The organism is Collimonas silvisoli (assembly GCF_018305005.1).
GTDB lineage: Bacteria > Pseudomonadota > Gammaproteobacteria > Burkholderiales > Burkholderiaceae_D > Collimonas > Collimonas silvisoli.
On the sequence record NZ_JAGQEG010000041.1, the window covers coordinates 17294 to 40635 of the forward strand.

Below are 23342 nucleotides of genomic sequence, written 5' to 3' on the forward strand. Positions count from 1 at the left end.
ACGTGGGTGGTGTTGGTTGTACAGGTTGCTGTCAGGCGGCTTTATCGACTGGGCCGCCGGCGAAATCTTCGGGAAAATGGTCGAGTGCCGACAACACCGGCAACGGCGTCATGCTGCCCATCGCGCACAAGGAACCGTTGACCATGGTGTCGCACAGATCCCTCAACAAATGGATTTGCTGTGTTTGCCCGGCGACGATCTTGTCGATCACTTCCACGCCGCGCGTCGAACCGATGCGGCAAGGCGTGCATTTGCCGCAGGATTCAATTGCGCAGAATTGCATCGCATAGCGGGCTTGCCTGGCCATGTCGACGCTATCGTCGAACACCACGATGCCGCCGTGGCCCAGCATGCCGCCGACAGCGGCGAAGGCTTCGTAATCGAGCTTGGTGTCGAACAGCGATTCCGGCAGATACGGTCCGAGCGGGCCGCCTACCTGCACTGCGCGTATCGGCTTGCCGCTGGCAGTGCCGCCGCCAAAGTCCATCAGCAGTTCGCGCAAGGTCACGCCGAACGCCTTTTCGACCAGGCCGCCACGACGGATATTGCCTGCCAGCTGCATCGGCAGAGTGCCGAGCGAACGCCCCACGCCGTAATTTTTATAGAAGGCCGCACCGCGCGCCAGGATGATCGGCACCGAGGCCAGCGAGATCACATTGTTGATCACGGTCGGCTGGCCGAACAAACCCTCAATGGCCGGCAGCGGCGGTTTGGCGCGCACCACGCCGCGTTTGCCTTCCAGGCTTTCGAGCAAGGCGGTTTCCTCGCCGCAGATGTAAGCGCCGGCGCCCTTGCGGACTTCCAGATGGAAAGTATGGCTTGAGCCAAGAATATTCTCGCCCAGATAATGCCGGCTGTTGGCCGTGCTGATTGCCTGGTTCAGCGCGGCAATCGCATGCGGATATTCCGAACGGACGTAGATATAACCGTAGTTGGCGTTGACCGCCAGGCCGGCAATGGTCATCCCTTCGATCAGGACAAAGGGGTCGTCTTCCATCACCATGCGGTCGGAAAATGTGCCGGAATCGCCTTCGTCGGCATTGCAGACGATGTACTTTTTCTGACTCTGCGCGCCCAGCACGGTTTTCCATTTGACGCCGGTCGGGAAAGCCGCACCGCCACGCCCGCGTAAGCCGGAATCCAGCACTTCTTGCACGATGTCGGCGCTCTGCATGGCCAAGGCTTTTTGCAAACCGAGATAACCTTCATGCGCCAGGTAATCGTCGAGCGAGAGCGGATCGGTAACGCCGACCCGGGCGAAGGTGAGTCGCTCTTGTTTTTTCAAATAGGGAATTTCTTCGACCATCCCCAGGGCCAGGCGATGCTGGCCGCCAGCCAGGAAATCAGCGTCGAACAGACCCGCGACATCGTCCGGCTCGACCGGCCCGTAGCCGACGCGGCCGGCGGCGGTCGCCACTTCAACCAGCGGCTCCAGCCAGAACATGCCGCGTGAACCGTTGCGCACCAGATTGATGGCCAATCCGCGCTGCTGTGCCTGTTGCGCAATTGCTGCGGCGACTTGCTCGGCGCCGAGGGCGAGCGCGGTGGAATCGCGCGGCACGTAGACGGTAATAGCGGCGCTCATAACGCACCTCGCTTGGCCCGCACCAGCCGGTTGAATTTGTCGTTGCTGACGCGTGCGTGCAAATCGTCGTCGATCTGCATATTCGGTCCGCAAGCGCATTGCCCCAGGCAATACACCGGCTCCAGCGTAAACTGGCCATCGCTGCTGGTGCCATGGAAATCGCAGCCGAGCGCGGCCTTGGCATGTTCCGCCAGCGCGTCTGCACCAACTGCCTGGCAAGCTTCGGCACGGCACAACTGCACGATGTGACGCCCCGCCGGCTGCTGGCGGAAATGGTGATAGAAGCTGATTACGCCATGCACTTCGGCGCGCGACAGATTCAGCTGGTCCGCAATCAAAGGCACCGTCGACGACGGTATGTAGCCGAGCGCATCCTGGATCGCATGCAAGACCGGCAGCATGGCGCCGGGCAAGGCCTGGTATTTTTGAATAAGGGTTTTGACCTGATCGAGGTCGACAGATGGGTCCAGCGCTGCTGCTTGCGAAACTTGAGATCCTTGCTTGATGTGCATCTTCACGACAGTCTCCTACCGGGATTCGGTATTACAAAAGGTGCGCAGATTGGATGTTCTTATTGTGAAACCATGCACCTTGATCGGCGCACAACGGTGCGTCCTGAGTCCCTACACTAATCTGATAATACTTTTACCGATTGTACTTTTCCGACTACATCTTGCCTGCTTGGGACAGGGTGCTCACCTGTGCCGGCTTTCCTTACCCTGTCCCGTCATGCGTTACTTAAGCATTACTTAAACAATACTGCAGACTTTTGCAAAGTGATCGAGATCCCCCAAGCCAAAGGAATAATCACCGCCGCCCACGACAGCCACAGCGCCAGCGGGTTGCCCCCGCTGCCGATGCGCGCCATCACTTCAGGCGCCAGTACCGCCCCGCCATTGACCGAAGCCTGCTCATGCGCCAGTTGCTTTTCACGCGCCAGCTCTTCCGGCGTCATGAAATGTTTTTCAGCAATCGGTTTCATCATCAGGTTGCACAGCAAGCCCAGCGCCAGCATGCCGGCCAGGATATACATCGTGGTGTTGTAGACGGACTCACGCGGCATGCCTAGCGAGATTTGATATTCGCGCATGTAGTTCACCACCACCGGCCCGAGGATGCCGGCAGTCGCCCAGGCAGTCAGCAGGCGGCCATGGATCGCGCCCACCATCTGGGTGCCGAACATGTCGGCCAGATAGGCTGGTACGGTTGCGAAGCCGCCGCCATACATCGACAGAATCAGGCAAACCGCGATCACGAACAAGGCCACGCTGCCGGTTGCACCAGACCAAGGCAGGCTGACGTACAACACGAAGCCGAGGACAAAGAACACCACATACGTCATCTTGCGTCCGATATAGTCCGAGCAGGATGCCCAGACGAAGCGGCCGCCGATGTTGAACAGACTGATCAAGCCGGTAAAGCCGGCGGCAATCGCCGCAATCGCGCCTTTTTGCTCAAGCGACAATTCGGTAAACTTGGTGCTGGCGCCGAGCAGATGGCCGCCGAACACTTCTTGCAGCATGGGCGACGCCATGCCGATCACGCCGATACCGGCCGACACGTTCAAGCACAGCACCAGCCAAATCAGCCAGAATTGCGGAATGCCCCAGACCTTGCTGGCGTGTACGTGATTCTGGGTGATCATGGCGTTGCCGCTGGTTACAGGCGGCGTCCAGCCAGCCGGTTTCCAGCCGCTAGGCGGAATCCGATAACCGAAGGCGCCGGCCATCATGAACACAAAATAGATCGCAGCCATGACCACGAAGGTCTGCCAGACGCCGACCGAGGTGTCGGAAGCAAAATGCTTCATCAGCTTGTCGGCCAGCGGACTGCCGATCAGCGCGCCGCCGCCAACACCCATGATCGCCATGCCGGTCGCCATGCCGCGCCGATCGGGAAACCACTTGATCAAGGTCGATACCGGGGAAATGTAACCGAGTCCCAGGCCGATGCCGCCAATCAAGCCGGAGCCTAGCCACATCAGCCAGATCTGGTGGTGATAAACGCCTAAGGCCGAAATCAGCAAACCGCCGCACCAGCACAATGCGGCGACAAAACCGGCCTTGCGCGGGCCGACGTGCTCCAGCCAGCCGCCCCAGATGGCAGCCGATGCCCCCAGCAGTACGAAGAACATCGTGTAGATCCAGCCGAGCATCGAAATCTTCCAGTCGCAAGTACTTGCGAATATTGATGCAAGGAAACTCATATCCTTGGAGCAGGCCAGCGATTCCTTGATCCCGATTGCCTTCGACAGCGGCAGCCAGAACACTGAAAAACCGTAAGCCATGCCGATACATAGATGAATTGCCAACGCCGCCGGCGGCACCAGCCAACGGTTGAAGCCGGGACCTGCAATGGTCCGTTCTTTATCTAAAAATCCCACATTTCCCCCTGGAAATAAAAAAGCTTATATGTACCATAGGTAATTACCTACATATAGGTTTTTATATAAAAAAATTCTCATATTCTTATATTTGCCCTATCGCCATGAAAAATATCACTGGCAACGCACCTTCTCAATAGGCTATATTTTGCATAATGTATAAAGTCAAAATCAAGCCGCACTGGGAAATCTCACGCGACGCTGAGCAGCCGCTGGATACCGCTGTGTTATTGACATTACTCACCGCAATCCAGGAAACCGGCTCGATTGCCAATGCCGCCAAACAAACGGGCAGTTCTTATCGCCATGCATGGGGCCTGCTGCGCGAGGCCGAGCACATGTTCGGCCATCCATTGATAGAAACCGGCCGCGGCCGCGGCAGCCGCTTGCTGCCGCTGGCGGAAAAACTGATCTGGGCCGATCGGCGCATCGCGGCGCGTTTGTCGCCGACATTGGAAACCCTCGCTTCCGAGCTGGAAGGCGAGTTGAGCAAAACGGTGAGCCGCCAGTCGCCGGTGATACGTCTGAACGCCAGCCATGGCTTTGCCGTGGCTGCACTGCTGCACCAACTGAATGAGCTGCACCTGCCGGTGGAGTTGCGCTATCGCAACAGTGCCGATGCCGTGGCGGCGCTGGCGCGGCAAGAATGCGACCTGGCCGGCTTTCACGTGCCCTTGGGAGAGTTCGAAGATGCGTCAGTGGCCAGCTACAGCCATTGGCTGGACAAAAATAAGCACAGCTTGATTCATCTGGCAGTGCGCAATCAAGGCTTGATGGTGGCGCCGGGCAATCCGAAGAACATCGCCGGCTTAGCCGATCTGGGCCGGCCAGGTGTGCTTTTTGTCAACCGCCAACCGGGCTCCGGCACCCGCATGCTGCTGGAACTGATGCTGTCCAGGCAGGCACTGCCGACAACCGCCATCGAAGGCTTTGAGACTGCCGAATTCACGCATTCCGCCATTGCCGCCTTTATCGCCAGCGGCATGGCCGACGTCGGCTTCGGCGTCCAGACCGCGGCCCAGCGTTTCGGCCTGGATTTCATCCCGCTGATCCGTGAGCGCTATTTCTTTGCCCTGTCGACCAGCGCCATGAAAGATCCGCTGATGCAGCAAGTCATCGGCATCTTGCAATCCGCCTCGTTTCGCGAAATAGTCAATCAGCTCAGCGGCTATGACGGCAGCGCCACCGGCGAGATTTTGTCGTTGTCCAAAGCTTTTCCGGGATGCTAACGCAGTTGTATTCGGCGATCCTCGTCAGCAGGCGTCACCGAGCTCACGGCTGCGATCGGTTGCGGGATTGACATCTATGACGCTGATATTTGCCGCAGGTGTAAAGCGATTCACGAATCCGTTGATCAATGCGGCCGCCATATTGCCGCCGCCGATGAAGGTAATATCGGGCTGCCGCCGCATAGTCATCGCTTACTTCCTCTGTACCGAAATGGCGCGAGCCGCCGACATCACCAGACTGGCGTAGCGGCTTTCATCGCTATCGGCGCCCCAACGCGCCTTCGTCACTGCAACGTTGACGGCGCCGATACCGCGGCCACGGGCATCCTTAACTGCTGCTGCGGTCGACACGTCACCGAGGAAATATTCTTCCTTGATGTGGGCATATCCTTGCTCGCGGAAAGTGACCAGCCGTAGCTTGATTTTCTTCGGATCAACTATCGTAAACGGGGTATGCTGCCGTAGCTCGGAAGCGGCCAATATCGCATCGACTTCTTCGTCACTCATGGTTGACAACAATGCCAGTCCGGGTGCAGTGCAATATGCCGGGATACGGGTTCCGGTGACCACGGTCGGATTCAGAACATGACGACTGACGATACGTTGGACGAAAACGACATCGGTGCCTTCAAGTATTGTCAGATTGATGGTTTCCTCGGTTTCCTGGCTCAGTTGCTGCAAATAGGGTGTCGCCCGAGTGACCAGCTCACTGGATGACAAGTAGTGATAGGCGAAATCGAGTAGCTTCGGTGAAAGCTCGTATTTGCGGCTTTCTTCGTCCTTGTCCAGGTAACCCAATACTGTCAACGTGTACGTGAAGCGTTGCGCCGCGCTGAGATCGAAGCCTGTGAGCGCGGCAATTTGCGACAATGAAAGTTGCCGTTGCTGGCCATCGAACGCCATCAGAACGCGCATTCCTTTTTCTACCGAATTCACGTATAGCGGGGAGTCGACAGCGCTGGCACCCGCAACCTCGGCGCTTGGAGCAGCAGCGGCTTTTGCCATTGTCGTTTCCTTGCCTGCTTTTTTCTTACGTGTACCAACAGCTTTGCCTTCGTTTGCGCTCATAGGGTCAATGGCCGCCTGCATGGCAGACTGGCCTTTTGGTTGAGGAAAGGCTCTATTATCGCTGTTCATTGGCTTCTTTGAGCTATCTGGAATGTCACGTCGTTGTTTGTCGAGGACTGTTGGACGCGACGGTCCCATGCCGATTCGATACTACGTGGCAGCAAATGCTTTTTAATTCGTTCGCTCAATGTCAATTCGAACGAGCCGGTTTTTAGAAAATAGCGCGGCATCTGGTAGCTGGCAAGCCTGGATTGCGCCCATTGTGCGAGATCGCTGAACAGTACGTCGGAGCCGGGCTTGAATTGCACGTACAGCATGATTTCCTGTTCGCCGATTGCGCTGTCGATGCCAACGGCAGCGGCCGCGGCGACCGCCGGGTGGGTGACGAAAACACGCTCGATTTCCCACGCCGATACGTTTTCTCCGCGCACGCGCATGCTGTCGGTGCGACGACCGACAAAATACAAATCCCCTTCCGGATCCATGCGCGCAGAATCGCCCGTGTACAACTTTCCATCCCGAACTGCAGCCGCGCTTGCCTCCGGATTGTCCAGGTATTGCGGCAAGAAGGTAGCATCGATCGCGCTCGACACCACGATTTGTCCAATATCGCCGATGGCTACCGGCTGATCATGGTCGTCCAGCAGTTCGACCTTAAGCCAAGGCAGCGCGCGTCCGATGGAACCCGGCTTTCCGCTGGTGTTGACGGTGGTGAAGCTGGATCCTTCGGTCATGCCATAACATTCGCGCAGATCCAGTTGCAAACGCGCGATCACCGCATCCCACGCTTTTACCGACACGCCGGCGCCCCAGGCCACGCGCAAGGTATGACTGGCGGGTTGCTGCGGCAGCTGCATCAGTATGTCCAGGATCCCGCCCAGATAGTGCAAGTGGGTAGCTTGCGAAGTTTCTATCTGTTGCCAGAAGCGGCTCGCCGAAAAACGTTCGACTATGTGCAATTCGACTTGCTGCAGAAACGGCACCAGCATCATCTGCGCGCCGCCGATATGACAGAGCGGCTCCCAGACGAACATGCGGTCACCTGCGCCGGCGCCGGAAACGATCAAGGTCGCTTCGCTGGCAATCCGCATCATGCGATGGGTGAACACCACTCCCTTCGGCGCACCGGTGGTGCCGGAGGTATAGATCAGGCACAAAGTATCATCGGCGCTGACCGCTGCCGCCTGCAGCCGCCGGTCTTCGGCCGGCATCTGTTGCACCATTCGCTGCACCTCTTCGAGCCAGACCAGGCGGGACTGCAAATCCGGCAGATCCGACAGGACCTCGGCAAACTCACGTTGCGCGACGAACAACGTTGGCTTGCAATGGCCGAGCAGATAGTCGATACCCGCTCCTTTCAGGCGCGTATTGACCGGCACCCACACCACGCCGCTCAGCATCAGCGCGTATATCAGCGCGATGTGATCCAGGCCGTTTTCCAGCATCAGCGCCACCCGATCGCCTCGAGATATACCTTTGGCGTCCAGCCAGGCTTGCATCGCGCCGACGCGTTTGGCCATGTCGTCGAACGATGTCCTGGTGCCATTAAAATCGAGCAGCGTGCGTGGTCCCCCCTGTATAAGACCATCATGCAGCAGCGGCACGACGTCGAGATTATCGCGAGGTGAACGAACAGGAAAATATGCGGAATAGTTGTGCATGTGAACGTCTTGATTAGAAAAATGATGGGCGCAGGACTTCATGCCTGCTCAGCCCGTTTGAAGAATGTCGGGATCAATACCAGCAGCCCAATCACCGCCACCATGACCAGCGATACCGCGGCCAGCGTCGGATTGACTTGCAAAGTCATGTCATCCCACATCTGTTTCGGCAATGTATTGGTGAGACCGCCGCTGACGAAAATGGCAATCGTCAATTCGTCAAACGAAATGATGAAAGCAATCTGCAATGCTGCCGCCACGCTGCCTATCATCATCGGCAGCTGTATCGTGCGCAGCCGCGCCAATGCTGACGCGCCGAGGATGCGGCCGGCATCGTCGAGGCGCCAGTCGAAGCGCTTGAGCGCAGCTACCATTGTCACAACCACATAGGGAATCGCCAATACGGTATGGCCGATCGCCAGTCCGAGATTAGTGCCGACCAGCCCGAGACGCGCAAAGAGATAGAACAAGCCGACCGCAATCACGATGCGCGGCACGATCAGCGGCGCCAGGAAAACCGCGAACATGGGCTTGGTCCAGGCAGCCGGCAAGCGCGTCAGCGACAGTGCGGCGCCCAGACCCAGAGCGGTGGCGGCAAGCGCAGTTACCACCGCCACACCGAACGAACGCAGCAATGCCGATTGCCAGACCGGAGAGAACATGAACGAGGAGAACCAGCGCAGGCTGAAGCCTTTGGGTGGAAAGGCCAGGAACGGAGAATCGGTGAACGCAATCGGCAGTACCACCAGAATCGGCAGCGATAACAATCCGATCAGCAGCAACGTATATATTTTCAGGCCGCGAACATTGGCGCTTAACGGCCCCAGTGCGCCATAAGCGCGTCCCAATGTTCTGCCGACGACGATCAGGAAACCGTTCATGCCAGGTAAATTCTTGTTGCGCACCGCAGGTCGTGACTCGCCGCTCAATGAGGATAAGCCAACCAGCTTGTCGTACAAGATAAATACAGCAATCGCACAGACCAGCAAGACCGTTGACAAGGCGGCGGCAAACGGCAAATTGAATAACTCATTAATCGCCGAAATCACCAACTGCGCGACCATGGTTTCCTGCGGCGTGCCGAGCAGAGCCGGCAAGATGAAGAAACCCAGGCTGGTGATGAATACCAGCAAACCGGCGGCAGCCATGCCCGGCGCCGCCAGCGGCAGGAACACCGAAAAAAAGGCAACTGTGCGATTGGCGCCCAGAGTTTCCGCAGCCTGCAGCAATTGCGCATTAACGCCGCGCATGATCGGCAACATGTTCATCACTGCCAACGGCAACATCGCATGCACCATACCGATCATCACCCCGTTCAAGGACGGCGCCAGGGCTTGCGGATCATCGACCAGGCCAAGCCCCATCGCGATCGAGGCAAGTACACCGGTTTTGGACAGCACCAGAATCCAGGCAAAAGTCTTCACCAGGTAACTGGTCCAGAACGGAATCAACAGCCAGATCATCCATTTACCGCGACGGCGGTCGCTGATCTGGCTCAGGAAGTAGGCGACCGGAAAGCCGAGTCCGACCGCAAACAGCGCAGTCAGCAGCGATATCTTGAAGGTGGTCCACAATACCTTCGCATACACGATATCGCCGCTGATACGATGGAACTGCGCCAGACTCAGCTTGCCATCGGCGTTGTAGGCGCCGGTTTGCAAGATCTCGTAGACCGGCGCGCCAAAAAAACATAGCAGGAATACGATAGACGGCAACGCCGGCAGCATGGCCTTGATCAGCTTGCGGCTTGAGGAATTATGCATGATGGCGGCTCCTGTCAGGCGGCAACGACGGTAGTCAGTTCACACTGCCAGCTGACGCCGACGATATCGCCGACGGCGGGTGCTTCGCGGCGGCCGCAACGCAGCAAGAATGGCTCCGCTTCGCCGATGTCGATGAGTACACGGATATCGGATCCGGCGAATACGACTTCGTTGACGCGTCCGCGCAGATAGGCTGATTCGGTATTCGCCAGCCGTGCGTTTTCCGGCCTTACGACCAGCGTCCGGGCCGCCGACTGGCTGGCATCTTGCGGCATCACAGGCAATGCGAAACGGCCGTTGCGCAAGATATCGAACCCAGCCGCACCTTGTTCCAACGTTCCTTCCAGCAAGTTCGAGTAACCGATGAATTGCGCCGAGAACACGGTGGCAGGCTGGTCATACATGGCTTGCGGCGTACCTATCTGCTCTATCTTCGATTGATTCATCAGGCAGATACGATCGGAAAGATTGAGCGCCTCCTCCTGGTCATGGGTGACGTAAATGAAGGTGGCTCCCAAATCCTTGTGCAGGCGGCGGATTTCGGATTGCATGTGCTCGCGTAATTTCTTGTCCAGCGCGCCCAGCGGTTCGTCCAGCAGGATCACCGAGGGCTTGTAGACGAAGCAGCGCGCCAGCGCGATACGCTGTTGCTGGCCGCCGGACAATTCGCGCGGCAGGCGATGGGCGTAAGCGCCCATCTGCACCATTTCCAACGCCTCCTTGACCGCGGCATCCATCGCCGCTCTCCCCTCTTTACGCATGCGCAATGGATAGGCGACGTTGTCCCACACGGTCATGTGAGGGAACAAGGCATAGCTTTGAAACACCATGCCTATGCCGCGTTCACCGGCAGCCTTGCGGGTGGCGTCTTTACCATCGATCAGCAACTTGCCGTCGCTTGGTTCGACCAGCCCAGCGATGATTTGCAGCAGCGTGGTCTTGCCGGAACCTGAGGGGCCAAGCAGGGTCAGGAACTCCCCATCCTGAACCTGCAGATCGGTAGGCGACAGCGCGGTGACGTCCTGATAGCGCTTGCCAAGTCCAATTGTTTCTAATCTGGCGACCATTTTCCTGCCCGCTTACGAAAGTAACCATGCGTTGAATCGATCCGACGCCAGATTGCGGTTCTTGTGCCACCACTGCGCGCTTGGTGCGCGCATGAGTTTCAGGTTGGCTGCAGAGGTCGGCAAAATCGCGGCGCGTTTGGCTGGAATGTTTTGATAGGCATTGAGATTGGTGGGGCCGTATGCCAAGGTGTCGGTAAAGGCCGCTTGGCGCGCGGCATCTGCGCAGAATTTGACGAACGCCTTGGCCTCTTCGGCGCGTGGCGTTCCCTTCGGCACACCCCAGCCCTCGATCGAATACAGTCCCTGATTCCAGACGATGGCGACTGGCGCGCCGCCTTCGATGGCGGTTTGCGCACGCGCATTCCAGGTCGAAATCATGTCGACCTCGCCGGACTGAATCAGCTGCATCGCCTGCGCGCCGCTGGTCCACCACACCGCGACATGCGGCTTGATGCGATCGAGACTCTTGAACGCCCGGTCCAGATCCAGCGGGTAGAGTTTATCGATGGAGACGCCATCGGCCATCAAGGCCTGTTCCAGCGTGTCGATGGCGTTACGGCGCAATGCCCGGCGCCCCGGAAATTTTTCTACATTCCAGAAATCGGCCCAGCTGGACGGTGGATTTTTGCCGTACTTGTCGCTGCGGTATGCCAGCACGGTCGAATAGACGTCGACACCCATGAAGTTTGGTGCAACCGATTCCGCCAGCATGTTCGAAAATTCGCTGACCTTTAATCCCAGCGGCTCAAGCAAACCGGCTTCTTCCAGGATGGGAATATCCTGTGCCACGGTCAGGGTTGTGACGTCCCACACGAAATTCTTCGTCTTCACCATCGCCGTCAACTGCGCCACAGGTTGCGCCTCGCGCGCCACATTGATGACACGAATGCCGGTGGCCTTTTCAAACGGGTCGTAAAAAGCCTTTCGATATGCTGCGGTGTAAGGACCGCCGGGATCGGCGACCACGATCTGTTTGTTCTGGCCGAACACTGTAGCCGGGAACGCGCCGGCGACAGCCAGTCCTCCGGCAAGCTTCAGCATCCCACGGCGTGTGGTATCGAAACGGTTTTTCATACGACCTCCCTATGCGATAGAAATGCAAAGACGTTCATTGAGACAACCTTCTGCGGAAATCTAATTACGCGATGCTGCGCCCGCGTTTGCGGAAAAACTCTTCCATCATGCGTGCCGGTTCGCCCGTGCTGTACGCCTCCACCTGGATCCGGCGGCCGGCGCTGATGGCTTCGTGAAAACCGGATTCGGACATTTCGCAGAAACGCTGCTTATCCAGGCGCATCGCTACCGGCGGCTTCGCTGCCAGATCGCGGGCAATCTCCATCGCTTTGGGCATGACTTGATCGGCGGCGACCAGATGATGAATCAGACCGATCCGATGGCACTCTTCTGCTTCCATCATGCGTCCGGTCAGCGTCAGTTCTATCGTGCGCGACAACCCCAGCATCTGCTTCATGATCCACGGACCGGTCACACTCGGAATGCCTGCATTTATTTCCGGCTGCCCCATGCGCGAACCGGCGTGACCGACGCGGATATCGCCCAGCAACGCAACCTGGAATGCGGAGCCGGCAGCGGTGCCGTTAAGCGCAATGACCAGCGGCTTCGACAAGCCACGCAGCACGGCATAGTAGTTTTCCCATTCGCTCATCCATTCGTTCACGCGGGCAGGATCGAAGCCATGCGCCTCTTCCAGGTCCTGCCCTGCGCAGAATGCGCGTTCGCCGGCGCCCGTCATGACGATGGCGCCAACGGCCGGATCGGCGTTGAAATTCGTCAGTGCAGCAATGATCTCGTTGCGCATGTCGGTATTCCAGGCATTGAGCTTTTCTGGGCGATTCAAGGTGACCACGCCAACGTTTCCGTTTGCTTCCAAAATGATATGCTTTGCCATAACTATTCCTATGCAATAATTAATATTTTATTTCAATATAAAGTATCGATGCAATATGCGTGCCTGTCTATGCGCATGGCACAAGAGGTTTTTACGTAGGGAAAGGCGGTGCATTCGTGCGCTAAAACCGTGCGCTGCAGCATGCAAATATTCAGGCTTGGTGCATGGCAGGACTGCCGGAGTTATCGGAAGATCTTGAGGATGTGATGCTGATATTCAGGTAAGCCCGCCTGATCAAGTGATGCAGTCGTAGCCCGTCTGTGCCCTGGCGCTCTACTAGGTCGGTATCGAACAACACTCTTTACTATATAAATCGTTGTTATTTGCTTAGATGAATCTAAAATAGCGGCTTATTCCAAACAATATTGCCAACATCGCAATCTTTTACTTACGCCGGAATGCCGCCAGCGGCTACCGTTCTTGAGCGATGGGTTTTGATTGCGATGCGAGCTAGAACACTCGACCGATTTTTACAGGAGAAACTCAATGAAACGCATTTTCAATCTGGGTCTGTGCGTACTTGCTCTGTCGCTGACAGCTTGCGGCAAGCAGGAACCGAAAACGGCTGCAGCATCTGCGCCGACCGAATACCTGGTTGGCGCCGAAGCGACTTTTGCGCCGTTCGAGTATCAGAATGAACAAAAGGAAATCGTCGGCTTTGATGTCGACGTCATGCACGCCATCGCCGACAAGGGCGGCTTCAAGATCAAGTTCGTCAACACGCCGTTTGAAGGCATCTTCAACTTCCTGGCGCAAGGCGACCGCGATCTGCTGGCCTCGGCCATCACAATTACCGACGAACGCAAGCAGACCGTCGATTTCTCCGAACCCTATTTCGAAGCTAATCAACTGATCGTGGTGCCGAAAAATTCCACCGTCACAAAATTTGCCGACTTGAAGAGCATGAAGGTGGGCGTGCAAAGCGCTACCACCGGCGATGAGATCGTGCAAAAAGAGCTGGGCAAGAGTAATCCCAACATCAAACGCCTGGAATCGGCAACGCTGGTGATGAAGGAGTTGGAAGGCGGCGGCGTCGAAGCGGTGGTGTCCGACAATGGCGTGGTCAAGAACTACGTCAAGAACAATCCATCCGAAGGTTTCCGTTTCATCTCCGATCCGACCTTCCCTAAAGAGTATTACGGCATTGCGGTCAAGAAGGGTAACGCGGAGCTGCTGGCCAAGGTCAACAAGGGACTGGCGGCAATCAAGGCCGACGGTACCTACGACAAGATCTACGCCAAGTATTTTGCCGAGACGTCCAAATAACAGCCGGGAGAAAATATGAAACAACGATATCTGCCGGCTCTCGTATTTGTTTGCGCGCTTGCCGTTCTGGCGGGATGCGGCAAGCAGGACAGCCATGCCGCGGCGACTGCAGGCAACACCGAATACGTGGTCGGCGCCGATGGCGCTTACGCTCCCTTCGCTTCCGAGAATGAACAAAAAGAACTGGTCGGCTTCGATGTCGAGATCATGCAAGCCGTGGCCGACAAAGCAGGCATCAAGATCAAAATCGTCAATACGCCATTCGACGGCTTGTTCAACGCGCTGGCCCAGGGCGATCGCGACATCCTGATCTCCACCATCACGATCAACGACCAGCGCCGTCAAACCATGGATTTCTCCGAACCCTACTTCGTCGCCAAGCAGTTGATTGTGCTGCCGCCGAATTCGAAGGTCGCCAAATTCGACGATCTGAAAGCGATGAAAATCGGCGTCCAGAGCGCCACCACTGCCGATGAAGCGGCACAAAACCTGGTCGGCAAAAACAGCCCCAGCGTCAAGCGCTTCGAATCGATGCCGCTGGCGTTTCAAGAACTGGAAGGCGGCGGCGTCGACGCCGTGGTTGGCGACAATGGCGTCGTCACCAATTTTGTGAAAAACAATCCAGGCAAGAATTTCCGCATCGTCAACGATCCGGGTTTCCCTAAGGAGTACTACGGCATCGCAGTCAAGAAGGGCAACGCCGAACTGCTGGCCAAGCTCAACCACGGGCTGGAACAAATCAAGGCGGACGGGACACAAGACCGGATATACAAGAAATATTTCGCCGACGAGAAAATATAATTTCGATCGCAAGCTCACTACCCGATTTATTTTTGCGAGAACACCATGAAAAAAATGTTAAGCCGCTATCTGCCGCTGTGCGCTCTGAGCATGAGCCTGCTGGCAATTGGCGCCTGCAGTAAAACAGAAGAAGCGCCGGCGGCTGCCGCCAAGCAAAGCCTGTACGTGGTCGGGGTTGAATCGGCTTACGCGCCGTTTTCCGCCGAAAACGAAAAGAAGGAAGTGGCCGGCTTCGATATCGATTTGATGAAAGCGATCGCGGCAAAAATCGGCATCGAAGTGAAATTCGTCCCGACGCCATTCGAAGGCATCTTCAATTTCCTGGCGCAGGGTGATCGCGACCTGCTGATTTCAGCCATCACGATTACCGATGAACGCAAGCAGACTGTGGATTTTTCTGCGCCGTACTTCGAAGCCAGCCAGTTGATCGCCGTCCCCAAAAGCAATACCTCGGTCAAGCAGTTCAATGACCTGAAAGCCATGAAAATCGGCGTGCAAAGCGCCACCACCGGCGACGAAGTCGTGCAAAACCTGGTGGGCAAGAACAACCCCTGCATCAAGCGCTTCGATTCAACCACGCTGGCCTTGAAAGAACTCGAAAGCGGCGGCGTCGACGCCGTGGTGGCCGACGATGCGGTGGTGAAGAACTACATCACCAACAATGCGTCCGCCAGCTTCCGGGTGGTGGCCGATGCCGGTTTTCCGAAAGAATATTATGGCATCGCCGTACGCAAAGGCAATACCGAACTGCTGGCCAAGGTCAATCAGGGCCTGGCCGATGTCAAGGCCGACGGCAGTTTTGCCAAGATCAGCGAAAAATATTTCGGCAACGGTAAGTAACGGCAAGTAAGTGATCCCCCGCAGACCGTCTGTTTTTGGCGGTCTGCGGCAACTACGGTATAATTTTGCGCTAATTTTTAGTATCTTCTTGTGTAATCCGGATAGCCAGGCAGCCGGATTACGCGTCCACTCAGCCCGTCACATCGTCTCTTCTCAATAACACTTATGGATTTTCGCTGGAGCATCATACAAGGCTACGCGCCGCTATTCGTCAAAGGCTTCTTCATGACGCTGCAGGTCGCCGTGATCAGTATCGTCATCGGCACCATCCTGGGCTTGTTGCTGGGCATGCTGCGTCTGGCCGACGTCAAGCACGGGCCATGGAAATGGCCGTTCCGCGCGTTGAAGGGGCTGGCCAGCTTCTATGTCGCGTTCTTTCGCGGCACGCCGCTGTTCGTACAGATCCTGCTGATCCACTTTGCCGTGATGCCGGTGCTGATCCATCAAGACAACGGCCTGCTGATCTCCGGCGAGCTGGCGCGCACCATCAAGCAGGATTACGGCGCGTTCATCTCCGGTATCGTGGCTTTGTCGTTGAATGCCGGCGCCTACATTTCAGAGATTTTCCGTGCCGGCATCCAGTCGATCGATCGCGGCCAGACGTATGCTGCATCCAGCCTCGGCATGGGTTATAAGCTGACCATGCGTTACGTGGTGCTGCCGCAAGCGTTTCGCCGCATGCTGCCGCCGCTCGGCAACGAAGCCATCACCCTGCTCAAGGATTCGTCGCTGGTATCGGCCATCGGCCTGGCCGAGCTGGCTTACGCGGCAAGGACCGTGGCCGGCGCCTATTCGCGTTACTGGGAACCGTACATCACGATTTCGGTGGTCTATTTCGCCATGACCATGATCCTGGCGACGCTGGTTGGGCGGCTGGAAAAAAAATACGCGGCGCCGCACCATCGTTGATTGCACGCTAGCCATCATCTGAGAAACCCTTATTTTCATTCAGGAAATAAGGGTTTTTTAATATCTAGTCGACTTCCGACAAACGCCCATCTACAGTCAGCAGAGCCGTGCGTAGGCGTTTATCCGCGAACACCGCCTGCGCCGCCTGCCGATAACTGCGCAACTGCGCGGTATAAGCCGCACGCTCGCTGTCGAGCAGATTGCGCTTGTAATCCAGGATCCACACCTCGTCCTCGAAGATCACCACCCGGTCGAAACGCAGCACAGTACCGCCAACGATAATTTCCATTTCATTGCGGGCGTGCAGGTGCATGGCCGGATTAAAGAAATGCTCCAGTTCGGCTTGCGCCAGAATGGTCTGCGCTTGTTGCCTGACCAGTTTCGCCAACGCTGGCGGACAGGGCAGCCAGCGCGCAATCGTCGCGGCGTCCGGCAGCATTACCGGCCATTGCCCATGCTGGGTCACTCTTTCCAGCAAGCCGTGCAAAGCGATGCCCTCAGCTATCGCCTGGCTATTGAAAGTCGCGGCAACGGCGACCGCCGGCGGCGGCAATTGCGGGGGATCAAAGATCTCTTGCTCAAATATTTGTGCGCCGTCGGCAGCGGCGGCATGTTCCGCGACGGTATCGAAGCCGGCTTCAGGCACCTGTTCAAGCCGCGCATACCAGCTGTCATCCGTGATGCCGCCGCTCCTGCCGGCCACCCCGCTAATGATCAGCAATTGTTTGGCGCGAGTAGCGGCAACGTACAGCAAGTTCCAATCCTCTTGTGTCTTGAAACCTTCTTCCGCCTCAAACAAGCGATCGCGCGCGGCGCCGCGCTCAGCGCTGCTGCCGAAAGCGGAAAAATGCTGCGGCGCCTCCGCATCCTGCGGCCAGTCGCACAGGATGCCGTAATCGTCGCGTGCCGGCTTGCTGTGATTCGCATCGAGCAGCACCACTACCGGCGCTTCCAGCCCTTTGGCGCTATGTACCGTCAGGATTCGCACCGCATCGGTGGCGGCGTCGATGCTGGCTTCGTCAGGGGCGTCGCCGCCGGCGGCGTTTTGCAAGCCGCGCAAGGCATCGATAAATTTCGGCAAGCTGGGATAGCGGCCGGCATCCATGTTCAGCGCCAGCTCGACGAAGGTTTCTATGTTGCCGATGGCCTGGCTGCGCGACAAAGGCGTCGCCGCTTGTGCGTAACGCGCCAGCAATTGCCCGCGATGCAAAATCACGTCGAGCAGATCGTGCACCGCCAAACGCGGCGCTGCTTGCAGCCATTCTTCCAGCAATACAGTTGCGCGTTGCAGCGCGGGTGCGGCGCTTTGATCCGCCGAAGCAGCTCGCAAGCGCGCCCACCAGCCGCGCTCGCTGCGTTGCGCCAGGGCGATCAGATCGTCGTCGCTGGCGCCGAAGATCGGCGATTTCAACACATGGCCCAATGCGCGCGCGTCGTCCGGCGTGATCAGGAATGTCAGCAAGGCAATCAGATCGGAAATTTCCAGCGACTCCAGCAAACCGCCGCGCTTGTCGGACATGAACGGTATGCCGGCCTCGCGCAACGCGCTTTCGTAGGCGCCCAGATGGCTGCGCTTTTTTACCAGCAGCATCACATCCGACCAGCGCAACACGCGGCTGCCATGTTCCTGGCGCACCGTGAGTTCTTGCCGGGCGCGCCACAAAGCTTGCGCCAGCTGCTTGCCTTCATCGCGGCGGCGCGCATCTTCCGACTCTTCACGCGCAGTCGTCAATGGATTACGCAAACCCTGCGCTGGTTCTTCTGCCTCGTCATCCACTTGCTGGATCAAAGGCAAACGCCAGACCTCGCCGCCAACTTCGCCCAAGGTGGTTTGCGCGGAAAACAGCGGGTTGGCGCAGAAGCTGACGTTCAATACTTCCACAATCGCGCTGGCGTTGCGCCTGGTCTGATTGGCTTGCAATACCGTCGCGCCCTGCTCTTGCAATAACTTGCGCGCAGCTTCGAACACCCGCGGCTCGGCGCGGCGAAAGCGGTAAATCGATTGCTTCGGATCGCCCACCACAAACACGCTGGGCTGGCCGGCGTCTTCGCCGTAGGCGCTCAGCCAGGCCCGCACGATGCTCCATTGCAGCGGGTTGGTGTCTTGAAATTCATCCAGCAGGATATGTTTGTAGCGGCTGTCGAGCCGACTTTGCAGATAGGCGGCGCTGTCGGGATTGGTCAGCAAGCGATAGGCCTGCCATTCCAGATCTGCGAAATCGAACACGCGCTGCTCTGCCTTGAGCGCTTGATAACACTCCAGATAGGCGTTGCCGATACTGAACAGATGCTGGTTCAAACTGAGCACGGTGCGTTCGTGGCTGCGTTTGCGCAGCAACTTGAGCGCTTCGCCGGTCGCCACGAATTGCGCGTCGAAGGCATCGAGGGCATTGCCGCCCAGGCTGTTTTCCAGCACTTTCAGTAAATCCTTGGCCTTGCCGTTGCTACGCGGTTTTCCTGCATCGTCAAAAAACTGATGACAGAGAGCGTCGAAATTTTCCGCCGCTGCGCCTGCCGTCAGCGCCATTTCAATCGCGGTTGCGCGCTTCTGGTTGGTCGCCGAGCCCTGTCCCAGCAACCAGGCGATTTGCTTGATTTGAGACAGGAATTTCTCATCGTCCCACAAGGACAGGCGGGCGTCGACTTCAGCATCTTCGCCACACAGTTCGCGCAGCCATTCCAACGGCGCATCCACGCCCTGCTGGATCACGGCCCACCATTCGGCACGCTTATCGATGAAAGCATTCAGCAATTTTCTGGTGCTGAAATCGCCGGCCAGCTGATACAGCGCCAGCAAATCCTGCTTGATCTGATCGTTCTCTTCTTCATTCAGCGATTGCATGAAACGCAGATAAGCGTCAGCCAGCAATTCGCTGGTCTTTTCCGTCAATGCGTAGCCGTGCGGCACGCCGGAAGCCAGCGGTGCAATTTGCAGCAGGCGGGCGAACCAGCTATGGAAGGTATCGATGGACAGACTTTGCGGACTGGCCAGCACCCGTTCATACAGGTTGCGCGCAGACGGCAGCACTTGCATCAGTTCTTGCGGCGCGATGCCGCGCTCCAATAGCAGGTTGCGGACCTTTGCATCCGGTTGCAAGGCCAGGTCGTGCAGCAACTCCAGCAGCCGTTCGCGCATTTCTTGTGCAGCCTTGCGGGTGAAGGTAATCGCCAGCAACTCCGACGGCGCGGCGCCGGCCAGCAACAGGCGCAACATGCGCGCCACCAGCAACCAGGTTTTGCCGCTGCCGGCGCAGGCTTCCACTACCACCGAATGCTGGGGATCGCAGGCGGCATTGGTAAAACTTTGGGCGTCGACTACCGCGCCGTTCATCCGGTAAGCGCTCGGTACGGGAGTTTGAATGGCTTCGTTCATTCCCACGCTCCCTTGCGACACAAGCCACGTACATCGCAATACTGGCAAACCGATGCAACACCGTTGGCGGGCAGGCCGACACCGCGCGCAATTGCTTGCACATTGACGGTAATCTGCGCGGCCAGAGCGCGCTGCGCTTCGTCATAGTCGGGTGCGCTCACGTCGCCGACCTTGTCTTTGGTGGTTTCCAAGGCCACGTAGTGCGCCGCCGCAACCGGGCGGTCTGACAACAAACCGTAGAACGCCAGTTGATGATCTTCATGGTCTTTCAGTTTTTTATTCAGCGCGACCAGGTTGTTGGTCTTGTAGTCAAGCACCGCGCGTGCGCCGGCGTAGTTCTCGTCGATCCGGTCAATCCGGCCATGCAGCGTCAGCTCGCGATCCAGCGCTGGTATCGGCATCGTTTTTTCATAAGCCTGTTCGCCGAATACGAAACGCCAGCCCTGGGCTTCGTGTTCATTGGCCCAGACCACATACGCAGCGATCACTTTCTGCCAGCGCGAGTAATAACCGAGAGCTGCGGCATTTTTGGCGATGACGTTGCCGAATATTTTTTTCGAAATATCGATCAGCAACGATTCCCGCTGATCCGCCGGGCATGGCTGGTCGCGCAGGGTTTCGTGATAAGTCTCCAGGATTTCATGCAGCCAGCCGCCGTAGTCGCGCTTTTCCGGCAAGTCGGATAATTCATCCAACGAGGCCAAACCCAACATGCGTCTGGCAAAAAACTGATACGGACAGGCGATAAAACTGTTGTAGGCGCTGGCCGTCAGGCGGGTTGGCGTCAGCTGCGGCGCCGCCGGCGCAGGCATCAGCGACGGTGTGGCTTGCAAGCTGCGCGCAGCAATCGTCGCCCGCCGTTCTTCCAACGCGGGTGCGGCAGCGCGCGCCAAGGTCAGTTGCAAACGCTGGATCCAGGGGCTGACCGGATTCGGTTCGCCATCCTTGTGCGCCTGCCAGGACAACACCACCCGCGGATTCATCGCCAGCAGTTCGACCACGTCGCGCAATTGCTGGCGCTGGCGGCTTTCGCGTGTCGCCAGCCCCAGTTCGCGCCGCACGGTATTGGCAAAGAACAGCGTCTCTTGCGGCTGCGACGGCAGGTGATCGGCGTCGGCGCCGACCATCAGCACCGCATCGAAACTGCGCAAGCGTGCGCCGTTCAGCGGCAGCATCACCACCCGGCGATCATCGATGGCGCTGATGAAGCTGGTATCGTCGAGCTGCAGATTAACCAGCGCGCGCCATTCCGAAAAGGAAAATAACGCCGCAAAATCGTTACCCGGCGGCGCAATATTCTGCAACATCTGCAAGATCTGCTGACCAGCCGAATCCGCGCTGAGCGCCGAGCTGACGCCTAAGGTATCGAGTGCCGATGCAGTGGTGGCGATCCAGTCGCGCAGATTCTTGCGGCCGCTGAACAGTGCTGCCTGCTGTGCCAGCAAGCTCACCGTCTTTTGCTCTGCCGGCGCCGGATTCAAGGCATTGATCACGGTGCGCCATTCACCCAGCACATTGGCGCGCCGCAGCAGCAACTCTATTTTCATCACCAGCGCCGACTTGTTGGCGACACTATCCTGCGCATCGTGCAGCAGATCGCTGGGCGCTTCGTTCAATACAAACGGCGATTTCAGCAAATCGAGCAGGGCCGTGGTTTCGCCGCGCGCGGTGACCACATCGAACCAGGCGGCGATGGCAGACGCCGCACGCGTGGTCGACAATTTCCAGCCGGTTTCGTCGGCCACATGAATCTGCGCGCGCTCCAGCAAGGCGCGAATGCGCCGCGCCACAACCCGATCCTGCGCCACAATCGCCAGATTGGTTTTGCCTGACTGCAGCCAGTCGATCACCATTTGCGCGCCTTGCACCGCTTCGTCCTCGACGCTGCCGGCTGCACAAAGTGCCAGCTCCGCCGGCAACGCATGATCGGCAGCGGTGACATCGCGGCTCTCTTCATCGGTCGACGCTTCCACCGCTTTCACCGCTTCCACCATTTCCGGCCAGGCCTGCGCATAGGTCGGTTGCAGTGCTTGCGCACGCCAATCGAGCGTGATCGTCAGCACTTGCTGACGCCTGGCGTAGGCGTCGAGAAAAGCTTGTTCCAACGGCTCTGGTGCGACCGAACTGATCCAACCCATCGGCTGGCCGGCGCTTGCCGCCACCTGCTGCATTTGCGCGAAGCGCGCCGCGATCGCATCGTCGGCATCCAGCTGGCTTTTCCAGATCGACCACACCAGTTGCGTTTCATCCGACAATAATTTGCGCGCATCCGGCGACAGCTGTTCCAGCGCGCTTTGCCAGCGTTGCTCCGGATCGCCGGCAGGATCGCCTGCACCGCCGGCATGCAACGCCGGCAGCAAGGCTTGCGTCAACTCGTCTGATAACGCTAACAGTGTTTGCGCCAGCGGCAGCAGATCGGTATTGCGGCGCGCGGTAAATAATTTTTTCAGCCAGCCGTGCTGGCGCAATTCGGCATACAAGCGCATCAAGCGCTCGCTGGCCGGCAACACATTGGGCAGCGGCGGCAAGGTCGCCAGCCAGCCTGACAAGGTAAAGAATTGCGGTGGTATGAAAATTCCACCTAGCTCCGCGCTCATGGCCGCTTTCAACGGCTGCGCATGGGCGAAGGTTGGCAGCATCACACGCCAATGTGCAAAATCACGCTGCCCCGGATCACCGCTGGCTCGACGGCAGGTGGCCAGCAAGGCGCGTGCTGCATCCGGCCAGAAGTTGGCAGAAGGCACAATTTGTATGGACTCTAATGGCATGTGGCTCACTGAGGGGAACGGGTCCGGCTGTTCTGCGCCGGGAATGGACGATCTCGCATTTTTGCAACAGATTACCTGTCATTTTATGCGAGGCCCTGAAAAAACAAGATCAAAATAATTACATGAGCCACACTTTTTATTAAAATCGGTTATGATTTAGCGAATATCCCGCCGCAACACCTCTTACCGCACCCACAGAAACTTGAATTCGCGCACGGCATCCCCAGTTATTCAATAGAATAGGGAACGCCGCTGGCAACCACCAAGCAGGAATGGTAAGTCGTCTTGGCACACATTGATTCTTTTTCCCTCACACTGAGGAAACCATGAGCGAACATATTAAACATACTACCGACGCATCTTTTGACGCAGATGTACTCAAATCCGACAAACCGGTCCTAGTCGATTTCTGGGCCGAATGGTGCGGTCCATGCAAGATGATTGCCCCGATCCTGGAAGAAGTTGCCAAGGAATACGGCGACAAGCTGCAGATCGTCAAGCTGGACGTTGACGCCAACCAGGCAGTACCTGCCAAGCACGGCATCCGCGGCATTCCTACCCTGATCCTGTTCAAGAACGGCGTTCCTGCGGCACAAAAAGTCGGTGCGCTGGCCAAGGGTCAGCTGACGTCGTTCATCGACAGCAATATCTAATAACAACCGCGGCGGTGCGCCCGCATCGCCGCTTGTGTTTTACTAACTACACCACGCAGTTCCCTCC

At 57.7% G+C, this 23342-nt stretch carries 18 protein-coding genes; 6 read left to right on the forward strand and 12 right to left on the reverse strand.

All coding sequences use genetic code 11. The features are described 5' to 3' along the window. Positions 1-31: 31 nt before the first annotated feature. The 3 genes from KHU33_RS12885 to KHU33_RS12895 all read right to left on the reverse strand — a co-directional run bounded on the left by KHU33_RS12885 (position 32) and on the right by KHU33_RS12895 (position 3968). Positions 32-1585, reverse strand: coding sequence for a formate dehydrogenase beta subunit (locus tag KHU33_RS12885; RefSeq protein WP_211463454.1), 1554 nt, complete (start codon positions 1583-1585; stop codon positions 32-34). After that, on the reverse strand, positions 1582-2103 hold the full coding sequence (locus KHU33_RS12890) for a formate dehydrogenase subunit gamma (protein ID WP_407928279.1): 522 nt from the start codon (positions 2101-2103) through the stop codon (positions 1582-1584). Before KHU33_RS12890 ends, KHU33_RS12885 begins: the two co-directional genes overlap by 4 nt. A 227-nt stretch (positions 2104-2330) precedes the next feature. Then, the gene (locus KHU33_RS12895; protein WP_211463456.1) at positions 2331-3968 is read right to left on the reverse strand and encodes an OFA family MFS transporter; all 1638 of its coding nucleotides are present in this window, start codon (positions 3966-3968) and stop codon (positions 2331-2333) included. 155 nt (positions 3969-4123) lie between these two features. On the opposite strand from KHU33_RS12895, the gene KHU33_RS12900 reads away from it, so the two are divergent. Then, positions 4124-5197, forward strand: a complete 1074-nt coding sequence (locus tag KHU33_RS12900) for a substrate-binding domain-containing protein (protein WP_211463458.1) — start codon at positions 4124-4126, stop codon at positions 5195-5197. A 24-nt stretch (positions 5198-5221) separates the two neighbouring features. On the opposite strand, the gene KHU33_RS12905 is transcribed toward KHU33_RS12900, so the two are convergent. The 7 genes from KHU33_RS12905 to KHU33_RS12935 form a co-directional block, all read right to left on the reverse strand. Beyond that, positions 5222-5386 (reverse strand): NAD(P)-binding domain-containing protein, encoded by a 165-nt coding sequence (locus tag KHU33_RS12905; protein WP_230414238.1) that lies wholly within the window; start codon positions 5384-5386, stop codon positions 5222-5224. A 3-nt stretch (positions 5387-5389) separates the two neighbouring features. Then, positions 5390-6202 carry an IclR family transcriptional regulator gene (locus KHU33_RS12910; protein WP_211463510.1) on the reverse strand — a complete coding sequence of 271 codons (813 nt, stop codon included), beginning with the start codon at positions 6200-6202 and terminating at the stop codon, positions 5390-5392. Between the two features lie 128 nt (positions 6203-6330). Next, positions 6331-7926, reverse strand: a complete 1596-nt coding sequence (locus tag KHU33_RS12915; protein ID WP_211463460.1) for an AMP-binding protein — start codon at positions 7924-7926, stop codon at positions 6331-6333. A gap of 38 nt (positions 7927-7964) precedes the next feature. After that, positions 7965-9689, reverse strand: a complete 1725-nt coding sequence (locus KHU33_RS12920; RefSeq protein ID WP_211463468.1) for an ABC transporter permease subunit — start codon at positions 9687-9689, stop codon at positions 7965-7967. A 14-nt stretch (positions 9690-9703) separates the two neighbouring features. Then, positions 9704-10756: an ABC transporter ATP-binding protein gene (locus KHU33_RS12925; protein WP_211463470.1), complete on the reverse strand. Its 1053-nt coding sequence runs from the start codon at positions 10754-10756 to the stop codon at positions 9704-9706. 12 nt (positions 10757-10768) lie between these two features. Next, on the reverse strand, positions 10769-11830 hold the full coding sequence (locus KHU33_RS12930; RefSeq protein WP_211463472.1) for an ABC transporter substrate-binding protein: 1062 nt from the start codon (positions 11828-11830) through the stop codon (positions 10769-10771). A 64-nt stretch (positions 11831-11894) separates the two neighbouring features. Beyond that, entirely contained in the window at positions 11895-12665 is a 771-nt protein-coding gene (locus tag KHU33_RS12935) for an enoyl-CoA hydratase/isomerase family protein (RefSeq protein ID WP_211463474.1), read from the reverse strand. 486 nt (positions 12666-13151) lie between these two features. Between KHU33_RS12935 and KHU33_RS12940 the strand changes: the two genes are divergently transcribed. From KHU33_RS12940 to KHU33_RS12955, 4 genes are all read left to right on the forward strand, one after another. Then, positions 13152-13931 (forward strand): basic amino acid ABC transporter substrate-binding protein, encoded by a 780-nt coding sequence (locus KHU33_RS12940; protein ID WP_211463476.1) that lies wholly within the window; start codon positions 13152-13154, stop codon positions 13929-13931. Positions 13932-13946: 15 nt separating this feature from the next. Next, positions 13947-14732, forward strand: a complete 786-nt coding sequence (locus KHU33_RS12945) for a basic amino acid ABC transporter substrate-binding protein (RefSeq protein WP_211463478.1) — start codon at positions 13947-13949, stop codon at positions 14730-14732. A gap of 45 nt (positions 14733-14777) precedes the next feature. Continuing rightward, positions 14778-15572: a basic amino acid ABC transporter substrate-binding protein gene (locus tag KHU33_RS12950; protein WP_211463486.1), complete on the forward strand. Its 795-nt coding sequence runs from the start codon at positions 14778-14780 to the stop codon at positions 15570-15572. A 165-nt stretch (positions 15573-15737) separates the two neighbouring features. Further along, entirely contained in the window at positions 15738-16481 is a 744-nt protein-coding gene (locus tag KHU33_RS12955) for an amino acid ABC transporter permease (protein ID WP_211463488.1), read from the forward strand. 64 nt (positions 16482-16545) lie between these two features. Here KHU33_RS12955 and KHU33_RS12960 read toward each other — a convergent pair whose 3' ends face one another. Then, positions 16546-19854 carry a UvrD-helicase domain-containing protein gene (locus tag KHU33_RS12960; protein WP_211463490.1) on the reverse strand — a complete coding sequence of 1103 codons (3309 nt, stop codon included), beginning with the start codon at positions 19852-19854 and terminating at the stop codon, positions 16546-16548. Beyond that, positions 19851-22622 (reverse strand): PD-(D/E)XK nuclease family protein, encoded by a 2772-nt coding sequence (locus tag KHU33_RS12965; RefSeq protein ID WP_211463492.1) that lies wholly within the window; start codon positions 22620-22622, stop codon positions 19851-19853. The genes KHU33_RS12960 and KHU33_RS12965 overlap by 4 nt, the downstream gene beginning before the upstream one ends. A 326-nt stretch (positions 22623-22948) precedes the next feature. Here KHU33_RS12965 and trxA point away from each other — a divergent pair, with 326 nt between their 5' ends. Next, positions 22949-23275, forward strand: a complete 327-nt coding sequence (trxA, locus tag KHU33_RS12970; protein WP_211463494.1) for a thioredoxin TrxA — start codon at positions 22949-22951, stop codon at positions 23273-23275. The last annotated feature ends 67 nt before the right edge of the window (positions 23276-23342 follow it).